Here is a 16,808-nt window from a genome sequence, read left to right as displayed (position 1 = left end):
GCTCACGCCAGCACGCCCGAGGTCAGCCGCACCACGCGGTCGCAGCGCGCGGCGAGCGACTCGTCGTGGGTGACCATCACGAACGCCGTGCCCTTGTCGCGCGCGAGCTGCAGCATCAGTTGGAACACCCCGTCGGCGGTGGCCCGGTCCAGGTTGCCCGTGGGCTCGTCGGCCAGCACGCAGGCGGGCCGGGTGACCAGGGCCCGAGCGATCGCCACGCGCTGGCGCTCGCCGCCGGACAGCTCGGCCGGCCGGTGCTGCACCCGGCCACCCAGCCCCACGGCGGTGAGCATCTCGACCGCCTGCGCCACGCAGTCGGCATACGGCATGCGGCGGATGCGCAGCGGCATGGCCACGTTGTCCTGCGCGCTGAACTCCGGCAGCAGGTGGTGGAACTGGTAGATGAACCCGAGGTGCTGGTTGCGCAGCTGGCCCTGGCGGTCGGCCGAGAGCGTGTCGAAGGCCTTGCCCTGCAGCTGCACGCTGCCGGCGGTGGGCGCGTCCAGCCCGCCCAGCAGGTGCAGCAGCGTGCTCTTGCCCGAGCCCGAAGCGCCGACGATGGCGAGCGTCTCGCCGGCATGCACGTCCAGGTCCACCCCTTGCAGCACGGTGACGTCCAGGCGGCCTTCGGTGAAGCGCTTGGTCAGGCCCCGGGCCTGCAGGACCACTGGCCCGCGGGCGGCGGGAGCGGCATGGGGCACGGCGGCGCCGGGCGTGGACAGGTCATTCATAGCGCAGGGCCTCCGCGGGGTTCACGCGGCTCGCGCGCCAGCTGGGATAGAGCGTGGCCACGAAGGCCAGCACCAGGGAAATGATGCCAATGGGCACGATGTCGCTGCTTTGCGGCTCGCTCGGCATCTTGCTGATGAGGTAGATGTCCTTGGGCAGGAAGCTCGCGTTCAGCGCGTGCTCGATGGCCGGCACGATCACGTCGATGTTCACCGCGATCCCCAGGCCCAGCAGCAGGCCGGCCAGCGTGCCGATGACGCCCACCATCGCGCCCTGCACCACGAAGATGCCCATGATGCTGCCCGGGCTCGCGCCCAGGGTGCGCAGGATAGCGATGTCCGCGCGCTTGTCGGTCACGGTCATCACCAGCGTGGACACGAGGTTGAACGCCGCCACCGCCACGATGAGCGTGAGGATGATGAACATCATGCGTTTTTCCAGCTGCACGGCGGCGAACCAGGTGCGGTTCTGCTGCGTCCAGTCGCGGATCAGCAGGTCGCCGGTGAGCGAGTGCGCCAGCTCCTGCGCCACCTGGGGCGCGCGGTGCAGGTCCTTGAGCTTGAGGCGGATGCCGGTCGGGCCCTCCAGGCGGAAGATGCGTTCGGCGTCCTCGTGGTGCAGTAGCACCAGCGCCGAGTCGTATTCGTAATGCCCCGAGTTGAACGTGCCCGCCACCGTCATCTGCTTGAGGCGGGGCACCACGCCCGCGGGCGTGACCTGTCCGCCCGGCGCGATCAGCGTGACCGCGTCGCCCAGGCGCACGCCCAGGGCGCGGGCCAGTTCGCTGCCCAGCACCACGCGGAACTCGCCCGGCACCAGGGCCTTGAGGGCGTCGACGTTGGCGGCGGCCAGGTCGGTCACATCGCCTTCGCGCAGCGGGTCGATGCCGCGAACCAGCGTGCCCTTCATGTCCTCGCCGCGCGCCAGCAGCGCCTGCGCGGACACGAACGGCGCCGCGCCCACAACCTCGGGGTTGGCCCGCGCCTGGGCCAGCGTGCGCGGCATGTCGGGCAGCGCCGCGCCGTGGGGGGCGAAGATCTCGATGTGCGAGACCACGCTCAGCATGCGGTCGCGCACCTCTTTCTGAAAGCCGTTCATCACGCTGAGCACGATGATGAGCGCCGCCACGCCGAGCGCGATGCCCAGCATGGAGACGCCCGAGATGAACGAGATGAAGCCGTTGCGCCGCGTGGCGCGCCCGGCCCGGGTGTAGCGCCAGCCCAGGGCCAGCTCGTAGGGAATTTGCATGGGTGTGATGGAAGGCCCGCCGCCGCTCTGGAAATGTCGGCCACCGGGCGGCGCCGATTGTGGCATCCCGGACAATACGCCCATGTCGGACACCCCCCATTTGCTCATTCCGTTCGCGGCCAGCCCCTCGGACGGATGCCAGCAGGCCTTGCAGGACCTCGCCCTGCCCCACCTCGACCGGCTGCTCGCCCGCCTGCCGCCCCCCGCCACCGACCCCGGAGACGAGACCGATTTCATCCCCCCCCACGAGCGCGCCCTGGCCCGCCACCTGGGTTTGCCGGCCACCAGCCGCCAGGCGCCCTGGGCCGCCTGGCACCAGCGCCAGACCGGCGTCACTGGTGCCGATGGCGACGGCGGCACGGCCTGGGCCTTCGTCACCCCCTGCGAATGGCGCGTGACCACCGAGCACGTCACCGTCGGCGATCCGGCCGCGCTGCGCCTGGACGAGGCCGCATCGCGCGCGCTGCTGGACATCGTGGCGCCCTGGTTCGCCGAGGACCGCATCGTGCTCGCCTATGAGCAGCCCACGCGCTGGCTGGCGCGCGGCGCCGTGTTCGAAGGGCTCGCCACCGCCTCGCTGGACCGCGTGATCCAGCGCGACGTGCGCGCCTGGATGCCCGATGCGCTAAAGGCCCGCCTGCTGCACCGCCTGCAAAGCGAGATGCAGATGCTGCTCTACACCCATGCCTTCAACGACGCGCGCGCGGCGCAGGGCCTGGGGCCGGTCAACTCCTTCTGGGTGCATGGCACCGGGTCGCTGCCGCCCGCCGCCCCGGGCGCGGCACCGGCGGCCCCGCCGCCCGAAATGCCCACCGCCCTGCGCGATGCCGCCCTGGCCGAGGACTGGCGCACCTGGCGCGCCGCCTGGCAGGCGCTGGACAGCGGCCCGGTCGCCCGGCTGGCCGACCGCGTGGCGACCGGCGGCGCGGCGCGGCTCACGCTGTGCGGCGAGCGCAGCGCGCTCACCTGGCAGACGGGACCGCGCGGATTCGTGCAAAGGATTCAAAGCCTTTTCCGGCCCCAGCGCATGAAAGACTACGGCACATTGCTATGAAAATCGTAGCAAGAGACATTCCGCCGCGCGCCGCCTGGGCGCTGGAGCAGGCCGGCGTGCACCCGCTGCTGGCACGGCTGTACGCCGCCCGCGGCGTGTGCGGCAAGGACGAACTGGACGACGGCCTGGCCCGGCTGCTGCCCCCCGACACGCTGCGCGGCACGCGCGAGGCCGCCGTGCTGCTGGCCGACGCCATCGCGCAGGACCGCCGCCTCATCGTGGTGGCCGACTACGACTGCGACGGCGCCACCGCCTGCGCCGTCGCCGTGCGCGGCCTGCGCCTGCTGGGCGCGCGGCAGGTGGACTACCTGGTGCCCGACCGCGTGGCGGACGGCTACGGCCTCACCCCCAGCATTGCCCGCCGCGTGCACGAGCGCGGCGCCGACATGCTCATCACCGTGGACAACGGCATCGCCAGCGTGGACGGCGTGGCCGAGGCCAAGGCGCTGGGCCTGCAGGTGCTCGTCACCGACCACCACCTGCCCGGCCCCGCGCTGCCGCTGGCCGATGCCATGGTCAACCCCAACCAGCCCGGCTGCGGCTTCGAGAGCAAATCCATCGCCGGCGTGGGCGTCATGTTCTACGTGCTGATGGCGCTGCGCGCCGAGCTGCGCGAACGCGGCGTGTTCGACAAGGCCAGCCAGCCCAAGCTGGAGCCGCTGCTGCCGCTCGTCGCGCTGGGCACCGTGGCCGACGTGGTGCGCCTTGATAGCAACAACCGCCGCCTGGTGGCGCAGGGCCTGCGCCGCATCCGGGCGGGCGCCATGCCGGCGGGCATCGCCGCGCTGTTCGACGCCGCGGGCCGCAAGGCGCCCGTGGCGACCACGTTCGACTTCGGCTTCGCCCTGGGGCCGCGCATCAATGCCGCGGGGCGCCTGGCGGACATGACGCTGGGCATCGAATGCCTGCTGACGGACGACCCCGGCCGCGCCGCCGAACTCGCCCGCACGCTGGATGCCATCAACCGCGAGCGCCGCGAGATCGAGGGCGGCATGCGCGAGCAGGCGCTGCTCATGGCCGAGAGCCTGTTCGAGGAAGGCACCGAGCCCCCACCGGCCATCAGCGTGTTCGACCCCGACTTCCACGAAGGCGTGGTGGGCATCGTCGCCTCGCGCATCAAGGACAAGCTGCACCGCCCGACCTTCGTCTTCGCCGCCAGCGCCGCGCCGGGCAAGGGGCACGAACTCAAGGGCTCGGGGCGGTCCATTCCAGGCTTTCACCTGCGCGATGCGCTCGACCTCGTGGCCAAGCGCCACCCGGGCACGCTGCTCAAGTTCGGCGGCCATGCCATGGCAGCCGGCTGCACGGTGGCCGAGGAACACTTCGCCACCTTCGAGCGCGCCTTCGCCCTTGTGGCGCAGGAGTGGCTGGACGCCGCCACGCTCACCCGCCGGCTCGACACCGACGGCCCCCTGGCCCTCGAATACTGCCGCGCGGACATGGTGGACACCCTGCACCGCGAGGTCTGGGGCCAGGGCTTCGCCCCCCCCACGTTCAGCGAAGAGGTCGAGGTGCTGTCGCAGCGCCTGGTGGGCGAGAACAAGCACCACCTGTCGCTCAAGCTGCTGCACCAGGGCCAGCCGGTGGACGGCATCTGGTTCGGCCACACCGAGCAGTTGCCCTCGCGCGTGCTGCTGGCGTTCCGGCTGGACGTGAACGAGTGGAAGGGCGAGCGGCGGGTGCAGTTTCTGGTGGAAGGCGCGCAGCTTTGAAGGGGCCGCGCCGGGCCATCGTGCGGCCCGGCGGGCCCGGGCGCTGCCGGGGCCCATTCATGGGGAAACAGGCCTCACGCCGGCGGATTGATTGCCTGATTAGCTACTGATTTCATAGCAAACAGCCCCTGCCGCGTTGAGCGCCCAGGTGCCGGGCGCCGGGGCCTGCGCTTGGCTTGGCCCGCTCCCGGCGTCCCGGTTTTTCAGAACGTTTCCCAGTCGTCCTCGGAGCCGGACGCCGACCGCGCCGCGGCCGGGCGCGGCGTTGCGGCGGCGCTGGCGGCGCGGGGCGCGGCTGCGGGTGCTGCGGCGGGTGCCTTGGCCGAAGGCGCCCGGGGCGCGGCCGCCGCAGCGGGTTTGGCAGGTTTGGCGGGCGCCGCCGCGCCAGCGCGGGGAACCGGCGCGGCGAGCGCTGCCGGAGCAGCGGCTGCCGGGACGCGTGCCGGCGCTGCGGCCGAGCGGTTCAGCGCAACGGCAGGCGCCGGGCGCGGCGCGGCAGGCCGTGCGGGGGCCGGGATCGGCGCCCTCGCCACGGCCACCGCCCCCACGTTGAACACCGACACCACCTGCGACAGCCGCTGCGCCTGGTCGCGCATCGCCGTGGCGGCGGCGCTGGACTGCTCCACCAGCGCGGCGTTCTGCTGGGTCATCTGGTCCAGGTTGCTCACGGCCTGGTTGACCTGGGCGATGCCGTCGCGCTGCTCGGTGGACGACGCGGTGATCTCGCCGATCAGGTCGGACACGCGCTGCACGCTGCCGACGATCTCCTCCATGGTCTGGCCGGCCTGCGCCACCTGCTGCGAGCCCGACTCCACGTTGCGCACGGAGGTGTCGATGAGCAGCTTGATCTCCTTGGCCGCCTCGGCCGAGCGCTGCGCCAGGCTGCGCACCTCCGACGCCACCACCGCGAAGCCCCGGCCCTGCTCGCCGGCCCGGGCAGCCTCCACGGCAGCGTTCAGCGCCAGGATGTTGGTCTGGAAGGCGATGCCGTCGATCACGCCGATGATGTCGCTGATCTTGCGCGAGCTGTCGGTGATCTGCTGCATGCTGGTCACCACCTGGCCCACCACTTCGCCGCCCCGCCCGGCCACCTGCGCCGCCGTGGACGCGAGCTGGTTGGCCTGGCGCGCGGTGTCGGCGGACTGGGTGACGGTGGCGGTCAGCTCTTCCATGCTGGCCGCCGTCTCCTCGAGGTTGGCGGCGGTCTGTTCGGTGCGGGCGGACAGGTCCTGGTTGCCGGTGGCGATCTCGGTGGAGGCGGAGGACACCGACTCCACGCCCGAGCGCACCTCGGCCACCACCCCGCGCAGGCGCGCCGCCATGGCGGACAGCGAGCGAAGCAGGTGGCCCAGCTCATCCTTGCGCGCGTCCTGCACGTCGACGGTCAGATCGCCCTCGGCGATGGCGTCGGCCAGGCCCACGGCGCGGTCCAGCGGCTGGGTGATCGAATGCACCGTGAGGTACGCCAGGAACACGCCCAGCAACATCACCAGGGCAGCAATCGCCGCGCCGATCCAGTGCGCCTTTTCCCGCTGGCGCCGGCCCTCGGCCTTGGCCGCTTCGCGCTGGCCCTCCTGCTGCTCGACGAAGGTCTCCTGGGTCTGGATGTATTTGGCGACGGCAGGCAGCAAAGTGTCGTCCACGAGCTTGCGGGTGGCGTCGATGTCCCCACGGCCTTCCTGGGCCTGGGCGGTGATCTTGAGCACGGCGGTGCGCTCGGCGGAGACGCGTTCGAGCTGGGCCTTTTCCTCGGGCGCCACGGCCTGCGCGATGATCTTCTTCTGGATCTCGGTGATGGCGGCGATGTCGTTCTTGACCAGCGCCTTCATGCGGGTGCTCAGCACCTCGTCGGTGGTGACCGCGCTCACCACCACGCGCTCCACGGCCAGCTGCGTCATGCCCTTCCAGCGCAAGGCCAGCGAGATGCGGTCCTCGTTGGCCTGGACCAGGGCGGTGGTTTCGGCATCCACGCGGGCCGTGTAGTTCACGAGGGCATAGACCAGCAACAGCATGCTGCCCATGAGGCCGAGGATGATGAGCCACAGCTTGCGGCCAACGGAAAGGTTCTGGAAGTTCATCGGGAAATGGGCGAAGGTGAAGAAGCGCAAAAAAGCGCACGGCAGACGATGCAACGCGTGGAGCGTTACCGCCGTGCACTTTTGCTTACATTTTCAGTGGTTGCGCCGATGGGCGTCAGCCGGGTTTTCCATACCTGGTGCGAGATTGCGACACACGGGAGGGCCAGCGCCCTAGAATCGATCCGTGTCCATCCTTCTCAACGCCGACCTGCACTGCCACTCCGTGGTTTCCGACGGCACGCTCACGCCCGAGGAACTGGCCGCCCGGGCGCATGCCAACGGCGTGCAGCTGTGGGCCCTGACGGACCACGACGAGATCGGTGGCCAGCACCGCGCCATGGCCGCCGCCGCATCGCACGGCCTGCCCTACCTCACTGGTGTGGAGATCTCGGTCACCTTCGCCGACACCACGGTGCACATCGTCGGCCTGGGGTTCGATCCGGACGACCGGCAGCTCAGCCAGGGCCTGGCCGCCACCCGTGGGGGGCGCGGCGAGCGCGCGATGGAAATGTCCCGCCAGCTGGCCCAGGCGGGCATCCGCGGTGCCTACGAGGGCGCCCTGCGCTATGTGGGCAATCCGGAGCTCATCTCCCGCACCCATTTCGCGCGCTTTCTGGTGGAAACCGGCGTGTGCCGCGACACCTCCGAGGTGTTCCGCAAATACCTCACCGAAGGCAAGCCCGGCTACGTGCCGCACCGCTGGGCCGCGCTCGGCGATGCGGTGCGCTGGATCTGCGAGGCCGGCGGCATGGCCGTCATCGCCCATCCGGCCCGCTACAAGTTCAGCGCGAATGCCGAGTACGCGCTCTTCACCGAATTCATCCAGCATGGCGGCCGTGGGGTGGAGGTGGTGACCGGCAGCCATTCCGTGCCCGAATACGGGGTGTATGCCGCCATGGCCACCGAATTCAAGCTCGCCGCATCGCGCGGCAGCGACTTCCACAGCCCGGACGAATCGCACACCGACCTGGGCGCCCTGCCCTCGCTGCCCGGCGCATTGACTCCCGTGTGGGACCTGTTGGCAGACCGCATCCACACCGCCGCCTGAGGACCTTCCCTTGGCCCAGTATTTCGAAGTCCACCCTGACAACCCGCAACCCCGGCTGCTCAAGCAGGGCGCCGCGCTGCTCAAGCAAGGCGCAGTGCTGGCCGTGCCCACCGACTCCAGCTACGCCCTGGTGTGCCAGCTGGACGACAAGGCGGCCGTGGACCGCCTGCGCCGCATCCGGCAGGTGGACGAAAAGCACCACCTCACCCTGCTGTGCCGCGACCTGTCGGAGCTGGCCAACTACGCCCGCGTAGACAACCGGCAGTACCGCCTGCTCAAGCTGGCGACGCCCGGGCCCTACACCTTCATCCTGGACGCCACCAAGGAAGTGCCCCGCCGCGTGAGCCATCCGCAGCGCAAGACCATCGGCCTGCGCGTGCCGGACCGCAAGGGCCTGCAACTGCTGCTGGAACTGCACGGCGCGCCGCTTCTGGCCACCACCTTCATCGCGCCGGGCGAAACCCTGCCGTTGAACGACCCGCGCGAGATCCGCGAGCGCTACGAGCACCAGATCGACGCCGTCGTCGATGCGGGCGCCTGCCCGCTGGAACCCACCACCGTGGTGGACCTGACCGACATGTACGACGGCGGCGAACCGCGGGTGGTGCGCGAGGGCCGCGGCAGCCTGCAGGCGCTGGGCCTCTGATGGATGCAGCGCTGACGCGGCACTGACGCGCTCCGACGCGCCGCCCCTGCCCTCAGCCCGGCAGGCGCAGATTGGACGGGCCGTGATGGCCAGGCGAGCCCAGGGCGGGTGCCTCGTCATCGTCCAGCTTGAACGCGCCCACGGCACGCTGCAGGTCGTTCGCGCGTTCCGACAGCACCGACGCGGCCCGCGCCGCCGCCTCCACCATCGCCGCATTCTGCTGCGTGGCGCCATCCATGTGCGCGACCGCCTGGTTCACATGGGCGATGCCGTCGCTCTGCTCGTGCAGGGCGTGCGAAATCTCACCCAGCAGGGCAGTGACCTGCCCCACGTCGTGCACGATCTCCTGCATCGTCTTGCCCGCCTGGCCGACCAGGCCGGTGCCGTTCTGCACCTGCTGCACGGACTCCTGGATCAGCGTGCGGATCTCGCGCGCCGCCACGGCGCTGCGCTGGGCCAGGCTGCGCACCTCGGAGGCCACCACGGCGAAGCCCCGGCCCTGCTCGCCCGCGCGGGCGGCTTCCACGGCGGCGTTGAGCGCCAGGATGTTGGTCTGGAAGGCGATGCCCTCGATCACCTGGATGATGTCCACGATCTTGTGCGAGCTGCCGCTGATGGCCTGCATGGTCTGCACCACCTCGCCCACCACCGCGCCGCCGCGCTCGGCCGTGGCGGAGGCGGCCACGGCCAGCCCGCTGGCGGAGCGCGCCCGGTCGGCGTTCTGGCGCACGGTGGAGGTGAGCTGCGCCATGCTCGCGGCCGTCTCGGTCAGGGAGGACACCTGCTCCTGCGTGCGGCGCGACAGATCGGAATTGCCCGAATCGATGTCACCCGCGCACAGCGTGATCGCATCGGTGGACTGCTTGATGCGCGAGACCAGCTCGGTCAAGGTGTCTTCCATCGTGCCCAGCGCCCCGAGCAGCCGCCCGAAATCGCCTTGCAGGTCGGAGCTGAACTCCTTGCTCAGGTCGCCCGCCGCCACGGTTTCGGCGATGACGATGGCCTGGGCCAGAGGGCTCACGATGCCCTGGCGCAGCAGCAAGAACGCGGCAATGGCCACCGCGAAAACCAGCCCGCCCAGCACCAGCAGCCATACCCGCACGTCGTCCAGTTGCCCTTGCGCCGCCTGAACGGCCTGCACCAGCGGCATTCGCTGCGCGTCGGCCAGGCCGCCCGCCAGTTGCAACGCCGCGCGGTGCGACGCCTGCGCCCGCCCGATGTCGGTGAGCCCCACGACCACCAGCAGCGCCATCAGCGCCGCGAGCGCCCCGAACGCCAGCACCAGCCGCGTACCAATCTTCAGCCTGTCCAAGCCCATGATCGACTGTCTCCTATGCCTGTTGTATGTCGTTATCGCAGGCAGCGACCGGCGCCCGGCAGTGTGCACAGGCTACGTTTTGCAACATGCCGTGCCATGCTATCAACGATCGCGCCGGGCGCCCTCCGTAGTTGCGCTTATGCCGCAGGAAAGGCCCCATGCCGGCGTCTGAGACAATCGCCCCGTGGACTTCTCCAACCTCATCCAAACCGTTCTCATCTATGCACTGCCGGTGCTCTTCGCGATCACGGTGCACGAAGCCGCCCACGGCTACGCCGCGCGCCACTTCGGCGACCAGACCGCGTTCATGATGGGCCGCATCACGCTCAACCCGCTCAAGCACATCGACCCGGTCGGCACCATCCTCATGCCGCTGCTGCTGTACTTCGCCACGTCGGGGGCATTTCTCTTCGGCTACGCCAAGCCGGTGCCGGTGAATTTCGGCAACCTGCGCAACCCCAAGCGCGACATGATCTGGGTCGCACTGGCGGGGCCGGCCTCCAATTTCTTCCAGGCCATCCTGTGGGCGGTGTTCCTCATCGCGTTGGTCGGCTTCGGCGTGCAGGAGCGCTTTTTCCTGGAGATGGCGCGCGCCGGCATGCTGGTCAACCTCGTCATGTGGGCCTTCAACCTGTTTCCGCTGCCGCCGCTGGACGGTGGGCGCATCCTGGTCGGCCTGCTGCCCTGGAAGCAGGCGCAAATGGTGTCGCGCATCGAGCCCTACGGCTTCTTCATCGTGCTGGCCCTGGTCGTGGCCGGCGTGGTGGGTGCGGTCTGGCTGCGCCCGCTCATGTCGCTGGGCTACTCGGCCATCAACCTGCTGCTGACGCCCCTGATGGCGATGCTGCGCTGATCGGCGCCCGCACCTGAACGCTGCGGTGCCGACGGGCCCGCGGCTGCGGTTCTCTTGTCCTTTGTTTTTCTGCGGATCTTGCTTTCATGACCACCACGCGCTTTCTCACCGGCATCACCACCACGGGCACGCCGCACCTGGGCAACTTCGTCGGGTCCATCCGCCCCTCCGTCGCGGCCAGCCTGCAGCCCGGCGTGCAGAGCTTTTACTTTCTGGCCGACTACCACGCGCTCATCAAATGCGAGGACCCGTTGCGCATCCAGCGGTCCACGCTGGAGATCGCGGCCAGCTGGCTCGCCGCCGGGCTGAACCCCGAGCACGTCACCTTCTACCGCCAGTCCGACATTCCGGAAATCCCCGAACTCAACTGGCTGCTGAGCTGCGTGACCGGCAAGGGCGTGCTCAACCGTGCCCATGCCTACAAGGCGTCGCAGGACAAGAACACCGCGGCCGGCCGCGAGGCCGATGACGGGGTGACCGCCGGCCTGTTCATGTACCCCGTGCTCATGGGCGCCGACATTCTGCTGTTCAAGGCCCACAAGGTGCCCGTGGGCCGCGACCAGGTGCAGCACATCGAGATGGCGCGCGACATGGCGGCCAGCTTCAACCACCTATACGGCGAGCGCTTCGTGCTGCCCGAGGCCGCCATCGACGAGCACGTGGCCACCCTGCCGGGCCTCGACGGCCGCAAGATGAGCAAGAGCTACGACAACACCATCCCGCTGTTCTCGTCGCGCGAACAACTGCGCAAGCTCATCGGCGGCATCCTGACCGACTCGCGCGCACCCGGCGAACCCAAGGACACCGAGGGCTCGGCCCTGTTCCAGATCTACCAGGCCTTCGCCACCGAGGCGGAAACCGCCGCGCTGCGCCGGCAATACGCCGAAGGCATCGCCTGGGGCGACGCCAAGCAGGTGCTGTTCGAACGCGTGGACCAGGTCATCGCCCCCATGCGCGCGCGCTACGAAGCGCTGATGGCCGACCCCTCGCAGATCGAGGACACCCTGCTGGCCGGCGCCGAACGCGCACGGGCCATCGCCACGCCGTTCATGCGCGACCTGCGCGGTGCCGTGGGGCTGCGCAGCCTGCGCACCGCCGCAGTGGCGGCGCCGGCACAGGCCAAGCCCGCCAAGGCGGCGCTGCCGTCGTTCAAGCAGTACCGGGAGGCGGACGGCAAGTTCTACTTCAAGCTGGTCGCCGCGGATGGCCGGGTGCTGCTGCAAAGCACTGGCTTCGATGCGCCGCGCGATGCGGGGCAGGCCATTGCACGGCTGCAGAAGGAAGCGGGAGCACTGCAGGCGCTGACAGCCTGCTTGGTGCCGCAGCAGGGGGTCGAGGACCGCGAAGTGGACGAGGCCCTGCAGGCATTGATCGCCGCAGCGGCGGAGTGACGCGCCGCCAGGCCGGATAAGCAGCCCAAGCGTTTTCCATGAGCACCAAGCCACTCGCCGAAACCAGCAAGTTTCTCAGCTACGTTCTGCGCCATGAGCCCCAATCCATCGGGCTGACCCTGGATCGCGAGGGCTGGGCCTCCATCGACGCATTGATCGCGGCGGCGGCCCTGCACGGTCGCGCGCTGGACCGTGCATTGATCGAGCAGGTCGTCATCACCAGCGACAAAAAGCGGTTTTCGATTTCGGAAGATGGCTCCAGCATCCGGGCGGTGCAAGGGCACTCCACCCCTACCGTGTCGATCCGCATGGAGGAAAAGACGCCGCCCGCTGTTCTGTACCACGGCACTGCGACCCGGTTTCTGGAGTCGATCCGCCAGCAAGGATTGCTGCCGGGTTCGCGGCACCATGTGCATCTTTCAGAGGATGCGCAGACCTCGACCAGCGTGGGGCAGCGATACGGGCAACCCGTGGTGCTGTCCATCGCAGCAGCCACCATGCACGGCCAAGGGCACCGGTTCTATCAAGCAGACAATGGTGTCTGGCTCACGGCGAATGTGCCGGTCGACTTCATTGACTTCGCGCCGGCAAACCGCGGCCAACGCTGATCAGCGGCGGGCATCGGCAACGCATACCCACACGCCCTCCTCCTGGCGCACGAGCCCACGCGCGACCAGCGAATCCAGGTACCGCTGGTGGCCCTGCTCGGCCCTGCGCTGGAACAGGGGCAGCGCCCGCACCAGGCAATTGGGGAGCAACATCGCCAGCCGCACCGTCCAGGACTCGGCAGGCCGCACGAAGCGCTCCAGGCAAGGCTGGTCCAGGCAGCGCATCACCTGCAGCGCCACCTCGTCGGGCATCTGGGGCGGGTCCATGAACTGCAGCTTGTTGCCCCCGTGGATCGCTTCGCGCATCAGCATCGGGGTCTCGGTGGCCGAAGGGTTCACGATGGAAAACCGCACCCCGAGCCGCGCGCCGTCCAGCCCCAGGCACAGCATGGCGCCACGCAGCCCGAACTTGCTTGCGGAATACACGGTGGACTCCGGCAACGGAAACATGCCGCCGAGCGACACGATGCTCACCACCCGGCCGTTGCCCGTGCACTGGAGCAACGGCAGCAGGCTGTGGGTGAGCAGCAGCGGCGCCATCAGGTTCAACTCCAGCTCGTTGCGGATGGAATCCTGGCCGCGCTGCTCGAACGGGGTCGTGCCCACCATGCCCGCGTTGTTCACCAGCAGGTCCAGCCGGCCCCACCGGGCCTGCACCTGTTGCACCAGAAGCTGCCGGGCCGTCGGGTCGGTCAGATCGGCAACGTGCGCCATGGCCAGCGGACCCAGCGCCTGAACGGCCCGGTCCAGCGCCTGCGGGTCGATATCGACCAGCAGGCAGTGCATGCCTCGCTGGATCAGCCGCGCGCTGATCGCCCGCCCCAATCCACCGGCGCCGCCGGTCACCAAGGCAACCCCGCCGGCGAAAGGCTTGCGCTCAGCCATGCGCTACCTCGCCCGGCTGCGGCGCAGCGGCGAGCCCGTTGCGGCCGCTGTGGCGCACGGGGCTGGCCTTGACCCTGAGAGCGTCGTACATGGTCTCGCTGAGTTCTCCCCAGCCCATGCGCCTGCGCAACTTGCGCAGATAGGCCTTGAAGGCATGCGCGTCGATATAGACGGCATGCCGGGGCGACTGAACGAATCGGATACCGCCCGACAGATCGGGCTCGTCCTTGCGGATGGCATCGTCGAACCGTTGTGCGCTCTCCGGTGCCGTCCGCTGCGCCTTCAGGTAGCAGGCGATCATGTGCGCCTGCGTGTCGAACAGCTTGTAGGCACTGGAGTTGGTTTCCAGATAGCCGATGCCGAAAAGGTTGCGGTGGCTGCGGTTGAACATCGACAGGTAGATCTGCGGCCGCCCTGCCGTCCAGGTGAAGAACTCGGTGGCGTAGGAACAGCTCCACCGGTAGCCAGTCGCGCAGAGCACCAGGTCGATCTCTTCCCGGGAGCCGTCCTTGAACACCACGTGCCCGCCATCCAGCCGTGCGATGTCGGGCTTGATGGCGATGTTTCCGTGCTGCAGGTGGTGCAGCAACTGCGAATTGAGAAGCGGATGGCTCTCGAAAAGGCGGTGGTCGGGCTTCGGCAGACCCAGGCGCGTGAGATCGCCCTGAATGAGCCTCAGCAGGCCACTGAAGAGCGGGCGGGCCAGCCACATCGGCAGATGCGGCCCCGCCTCCGCGATCTGGTCGACGGGCACGCCCATCAGATGCTTGGGGATGAAGTGGTAGCCGCGGCGCACGCTGATGAAGGCACGCTGGGCATGCGCGGCCGCTTCGCACGCGATATCGGCGCCCGAATTGCCCGCCCCCACGACCAGCACACGCCGCCCCCGGAACTCGTCCCCGTGCTTGAAGGTCGCCGCATGGCGCACCTCGCCCTGGAAGGCGCCCTCGAAGCTCGGCATGCTGGGGTCCCAGTTCACCCCGGTGGCACAGACCACGGCACCGTAGAGTCGGTGCGTGCCGTCCGCCAACTCCACCACCCAGCGCGAAGCGCTGTCTTTCCGTATGCGTTGCACGCCGGTGTTGAACTGGATTTTTTCTCGCAGGCCGAACGCATCGGCAAAGCTGCGCAGGTAGGCCAGGATCTGCCGGTGCGACGGATAGTCGGGGTAGTCGCGCGGCATGGGATAGCCGATGAAACCCGACAGATCGCGCGATGAAATGAAATGGGTCGACGCATAGACGGGCGAGCCGGGATTCGTCGTATCCCACAGGCCGCCCAGGTCGCTGTGGCGTTCGAACTGGTCATAGTCCAGCCCCTGCATCTTCAGGGCCCGCGCAGCGCTCAGCCCGCCGGGGCCCGCACCGATGACACACACAGCGGCCGAACGGTCGGCCAGCTTCGATTGCGAGAGATTCGTCATGCGCTCAATTCCTTCTTTGGATACCTGGATGGCAGGAGCCACTTTAGGAAGAAGGAGTCAGGGCACGTGGGGCGGATCCGGCCAGGAGGGGGGCCGTATCGGCCATGCCTTCTCGGGGGAATCCCTTGTCAGGGCGCAAGTTGGCTGGAGAGCTGCCGAGCAGTGGAGTCGATGCAGGTCATGTCGCTGGAGGACATCCTTGTCAAGGAACCGCCGAGTGCCTCTTCGATGGTCATTGCAACGGTCGCGCCGCTCCGCCCAAACAACGATAGCGTTGCCAATGTTTTTGCAGGTCACAGAGCCGCGTGGATCGACCAGGGACATGAGCACCCCAGGACAGCGCAGACTCTTCCGGTGGCCTTCGAGCGGGTGCCAAGTGTTTGAGCAACCTGCGAGCGCGAAAAAAAGCCTAAGTAGATCAACTACTTAGGCTTATTTATGGCGGAGAGGGTGGGATTCGAACCCACGGTAGTGTTGCCACTACGCCTGATTTCGAGTCAGGTACATTCGACCACTCTGCCACCTCTCCTGTGTGTCGAAGCCGGGATTCTAGCAGGAAGTTTCAGCCTCCCGACCGACTCAATACTTCCCCATGTAATCGCGTTTGCCCAGTTCCACCCCGTTGTGCCGTGCAATCGCGTACGTGGCATTCACGTGGAAGAAAAACTGCGGCAGGCCGTAGTGCAGCAGGTAATGCTGGCCAGCAAACTGCTTTTCGCGCGGCGTGCCGGGCTGCAGAATGATCTGGCGGGCAGCGGCCTCGTCGAAAGCCTCGGTGGGCAGGCCTTCGATGAACGCCAGCACGGTGTCGATCCGGGTGCGCAGGTCAGCGAAACCCGGCCGTTCTGCATCGGGCAGCGATGGCACCTCCACGCCGGCCAGCCTGGCGGCAATGCCCTTGGCGAAGTCGCACGCGACCAGCACCTGCCGCGCCAGCGGAAACATGTCGGGAAACAGCCGGGCCTGCAGCAAAGCGTCCGGGTCGATCTTGCGTGCGGTCGCGTGGGCTTCGGTCTTGGAGACTACATCCCCCAGCGAGCCGAGCATCTGCTTGAAAACGGGCACGCTGGCGCTGTACATGAAAGAGGTCATCGCGGGTCGATCCTTGAAAAGAGGGCCGGCAGAACGGCGGCGGATCGCAAGTACACCAGCAATGGGCTGCTGCTGCACGATCGGAGCGGGAAAACCCCTGAAAGACCCAGTCCGATGGTGCTTCAGACCAGGACGATCTGCGGCACGTTCTGCAAATCGCGCAACGGCATGCGAGCCGGTTTCACCGCGCGCAGATGGGCCACCATCTCGACCACCACGTTGCGCTGGCTCTGGATGCATTCCCAGATCTGTTCATGGGTCAATCCGCGGAGCCGCTGCGCCACGGTCAGCTCGACGCAGTCGGTGATCCAGTCGCCGCGGTATCCGTAATCCGCGCGCCAGTAGTAGGGCTGGGAGAAATACCCGAAGGACCCGTGGAACAACTGGCGCACGTGAGTCGGGTCTTCGAAGGCATCGTCGCTGGCGCCATGGGGCACGCGGATGACCATGCGCGCGTCGTGCCGGGCCACGCGGTGCAGTTCCTGCATCATGGGCAGCACCTTCGGGATGTGCTCCAGGACATGCGACAGCAGAAACTCTTCCACACTCCCGTCCGCCAGCGGCAAGGGCGTGGCCGCGCAGGCGTCCAGGTCCGCGACGATGTCCACGCCGGGCAACGCCTGGCTGTCCAGGTTCAGCCACCCTGCGAGGGTATTGCGACCGCAGCCGACGTTGAGCTTCATGGCCTGATTACCTATACATCGTAAAAAAAGCCATTCTGCG

The 16,808-nt window shown here is 68.6% G+C and carries 15 protein-coding genes and 1 tRNA gene; 7 read left to right on the top strand and 9 right to left on the bottom strand.

The annotated features are described in order from the left end of the window. Positions 1 to 2 precede the first annotated feature (2 nt). Entirely contained in the window at positions 3 to 731 is a 729-nt protein-coding gene (gene lolD / locus AVKW3434_RS08385) for a lipoprotein-releasing ABC transporter ATP-binding protein LolD (RefSeq protein WP_284405469.1), read from the bottom strand. Further along, positions 724 to 1,977 carry a lipoprotein-releasing ABC transporter permease subunit gene (locus AVKW3434_RS08380; RefSeq protein ID WP_284393696.1) on the bottom strand — a complete coding sequence of 418 codons (1,254 nt, stop codon included), beginning with the start codon at positions 1,975 to 1,977 and terminating at the stop codon, positions 724 to 726. The genes lolD and AVKW3434_RS08380 overlap by 8 nt, the downstream gene beginning before the upstream one ends. A gap of 82 nt (positions 1,978 to 2,059) precedes the next feature. Here AVKW3434_RS08380 and AVKW3434_RS08375 point away from each other — a divergent pair, with 82 nt between their 5' ends. Beyond that, a complete protein-coding gene (locus tag AVKW3434_RS08375; RefSeq protein WP_284405468.1) occupies positions 2,060 to 3,031 on the top strand; it encodes a phosphoglycerate mutase in 972 nt (323 codons plus the stop codon). Beyond that, positions 3,028 to 4,743, top strand: a complete 1,716-nt coding sequence (gene recJ / locus AVKW3434_RS08370) for a single-stranded-DNA-specific exonuclease RecJ (protein ID WP_284405467.1) — start codon at positions 3,028 to 3,030, stop codon at positions 4,741 to 4,743. The genes AVKW3434_RS08375 and recJ overlap by 4 nt, the downstream gene beginning before the upstream one ends. A gap of 203 nt (positions 4,744 to 4,946) precedes the next feature. Here recJ and AVKW3434_RS08365 read toward each other — a convergent pair whose 3' ends face one another. Continuing rightward, entirely contained in the window at positions 4,947 to 6,821 is a 1,875-nt protein-coding gene (locus tag AVKW3434_RS08365; RefSeq protein WP_284405466.1) for a methyl-accepting chemotaxis protein, read from the bottom strand. Positions 6,822 to 7,005: 184 nt separating this feature from the next. Between AVKW3434_RS08365 and AVKW3434_RS08360 the strand changes: the two genes are divergently transcribed. Both AVKW3434_RS08360 and AVKW3434_RS08355 read left to right on the top strand, forming a co-directional pair. Continuing rightward, complete coding sequence (locus AVKW3434_RS08360; protein ID WP_284405465.1) at positions 7,006 to 7,869, top strand: 3',5'-nucleoside bisphosphate phosphatase; 864 nt, start codon at positions 7,006 to 7,008, stop codon at positions 7,867 to 7,869. A gap of 10 nt (positions 7,870 to 7,879) precedes the next feature. Beyond that, positions 7,880 to 8,515 carry an L-threonylcarbamoyladenylate synthase gene (locus tag AVKW3434_RS08355; protein WP_272565544.1) on the top strand — a complete coding sequence of 212 codons (636 nt, stop codon included), beginning with the start codon at positions 7,880 to 7,882 and terminating at the stop codon, positions 8,513 to 8,515. 52 nt (positions 8,516 to 8,567) lie between these two features. Here AVKW3434_RS08355 and AVKW3434_RS08350 read toward each other — a convergent pair whose 3' ends face one another. Next, on the bottom strand, positions 8,568 to 9,833 hold the full coding sequence (locus AVKW3434_RS08350; protein WP_284405464.1) for a methyl-accepting chemotaxis protein: 1,266 nt from the start codon (positions 9,831 to 9,833) through the stop codon (positions 8,568 to 8,570). A 184-nt stretch (positions 9,834 to 10,017) separates the two neighbouring features. Between AVKW3434_RS08350 and AVKW3434_RS08345 the strand changes: the two genes are divergently transcribed. The 3 genes from AVKW3434_RS08345 (at position 10,018) to AVKW3434_RS08335 (ending at position 12,685) form a co-directional block, all read left to right on the top strand. Further along, on the top strand, positions 10,018 to 10,686 hold the full coding sequence (locus AVKW3434_RS08345) for a site-2 protease family protein (RefSeq protein WP_272565547.1): 669 nt from the start codon (positions 10,018 to 10,020) through the stop codon (positions 10,684 to 10,686). An 86-nt stretch (positions 10,687 to 10,772) separates the two neighbouring features. After that, entirely contained in the window at positions 10,773 to 12,077 is a 1,305-nt protein-coding gene (locus AVKW3434_RS08340) for a tryptophan--tRNA ligase (protein ID WP_284405463.1), read from the top strand. Positions 12,078 to 12,115: 38 nt separating this feature from the next. Then, positions 12,116 to 12,685 (top strand): RNA 2'-phosphotransferase, encoded by a 570-nt coding sequence (locus AVKW3434_RS08335; RefSeq protein WP_284405462.1) that lies wholly within the window; start codon positions 12,116 to 12,118, stop codon positions 12,683 to 12,685. Here AVKW3434_RS08335 and AVKW3434_RS08330 read toward each other — a convergent pair whose 3' ends face one another. The 5 genes from AVKW3434_RS08330 to AVKW3434_RS08310 all read right to left on the bottom strand — a co-directional run bounded on the left by AVKW3434_RS08330 (position 12,686) and on the right by AVKW3434_RS08310 (position 16,768). After that, complete coding sequence (locus AVKW3434_RS08330; RefSeq protein WP_284405461.1) at positions 12,686 to 13,570, bottom strand: SDR family NAD(P)-dependent oxidoreductase; 885 nt, start codon at positions 13,568 to 13,570, stop codon at positions 12,686 to 12,688. It abuts the gene before it with no gap. After that, positions 13,563 to 14,993, bottom strand: coding sequence for a flavin-containing monooxygenase (locus AVKW3434_RS08325; protein ID WP_284405460.1), 1,431 nt, complete (start codon positions 14,991 to 14,993; stop codon positions 13,563 to 13,565). The genes AVKW3434_RS08330 and AVKW3434_RS08325 overlap by 8 nt, the downstream gene beginning before the upstream one ends. A 439-nt stretch (positions 14,994 to 15,432) precedes the next feature. After that, positions 15,433 to 15,522 (bottom strand) — tRNA-Ser (locus tag AVKW3434_RS08320). Positions 15,523 to 15,572: 50 nt separating this feature from the next. Then, positions 15,573 to 16,085 (bottom strand): DUF1993 domain-containing protein, encoded by a 513-nt coding sequence (locus tag AVKW3434_RS08315; RefSeq protein WP_284405548.1) that lies wholly within the window; start codon positions 16,083 to 16,085, stop codon positions 15,573 to 15,575. A 122-nt stretch (positions 16,086 to 16,207) separates the two neighbouring features. After that, positions 16,208 to 16,768, bottom strand: a complete 561-nt coding sequence (locus tag AVKW3434_RS08310) for a class I SAM-dependent methyltransferase (protein WP_284405459.1) — start codon at positions 16,766 to 16,768, stop codon at positions 16,208 to 16,210. Positions 16,769 to 16,808 lie beyond the last annotated feature (40 nt).

The organism is Acidovorax sp. SUPP3434 (genome assembly GCF_030159015.1).
Lineage (GTDB): Bacteria > Pseudomonadota > Gammaproteobacteria > Burkholderiales > Burkholderiaceae_C > Paracidovorax.
The sequence above is the reverse complement of the archived record's forward strand: the minus strand, read 5'-3'. Positions and strand labels throughout refer to the sequence as shown.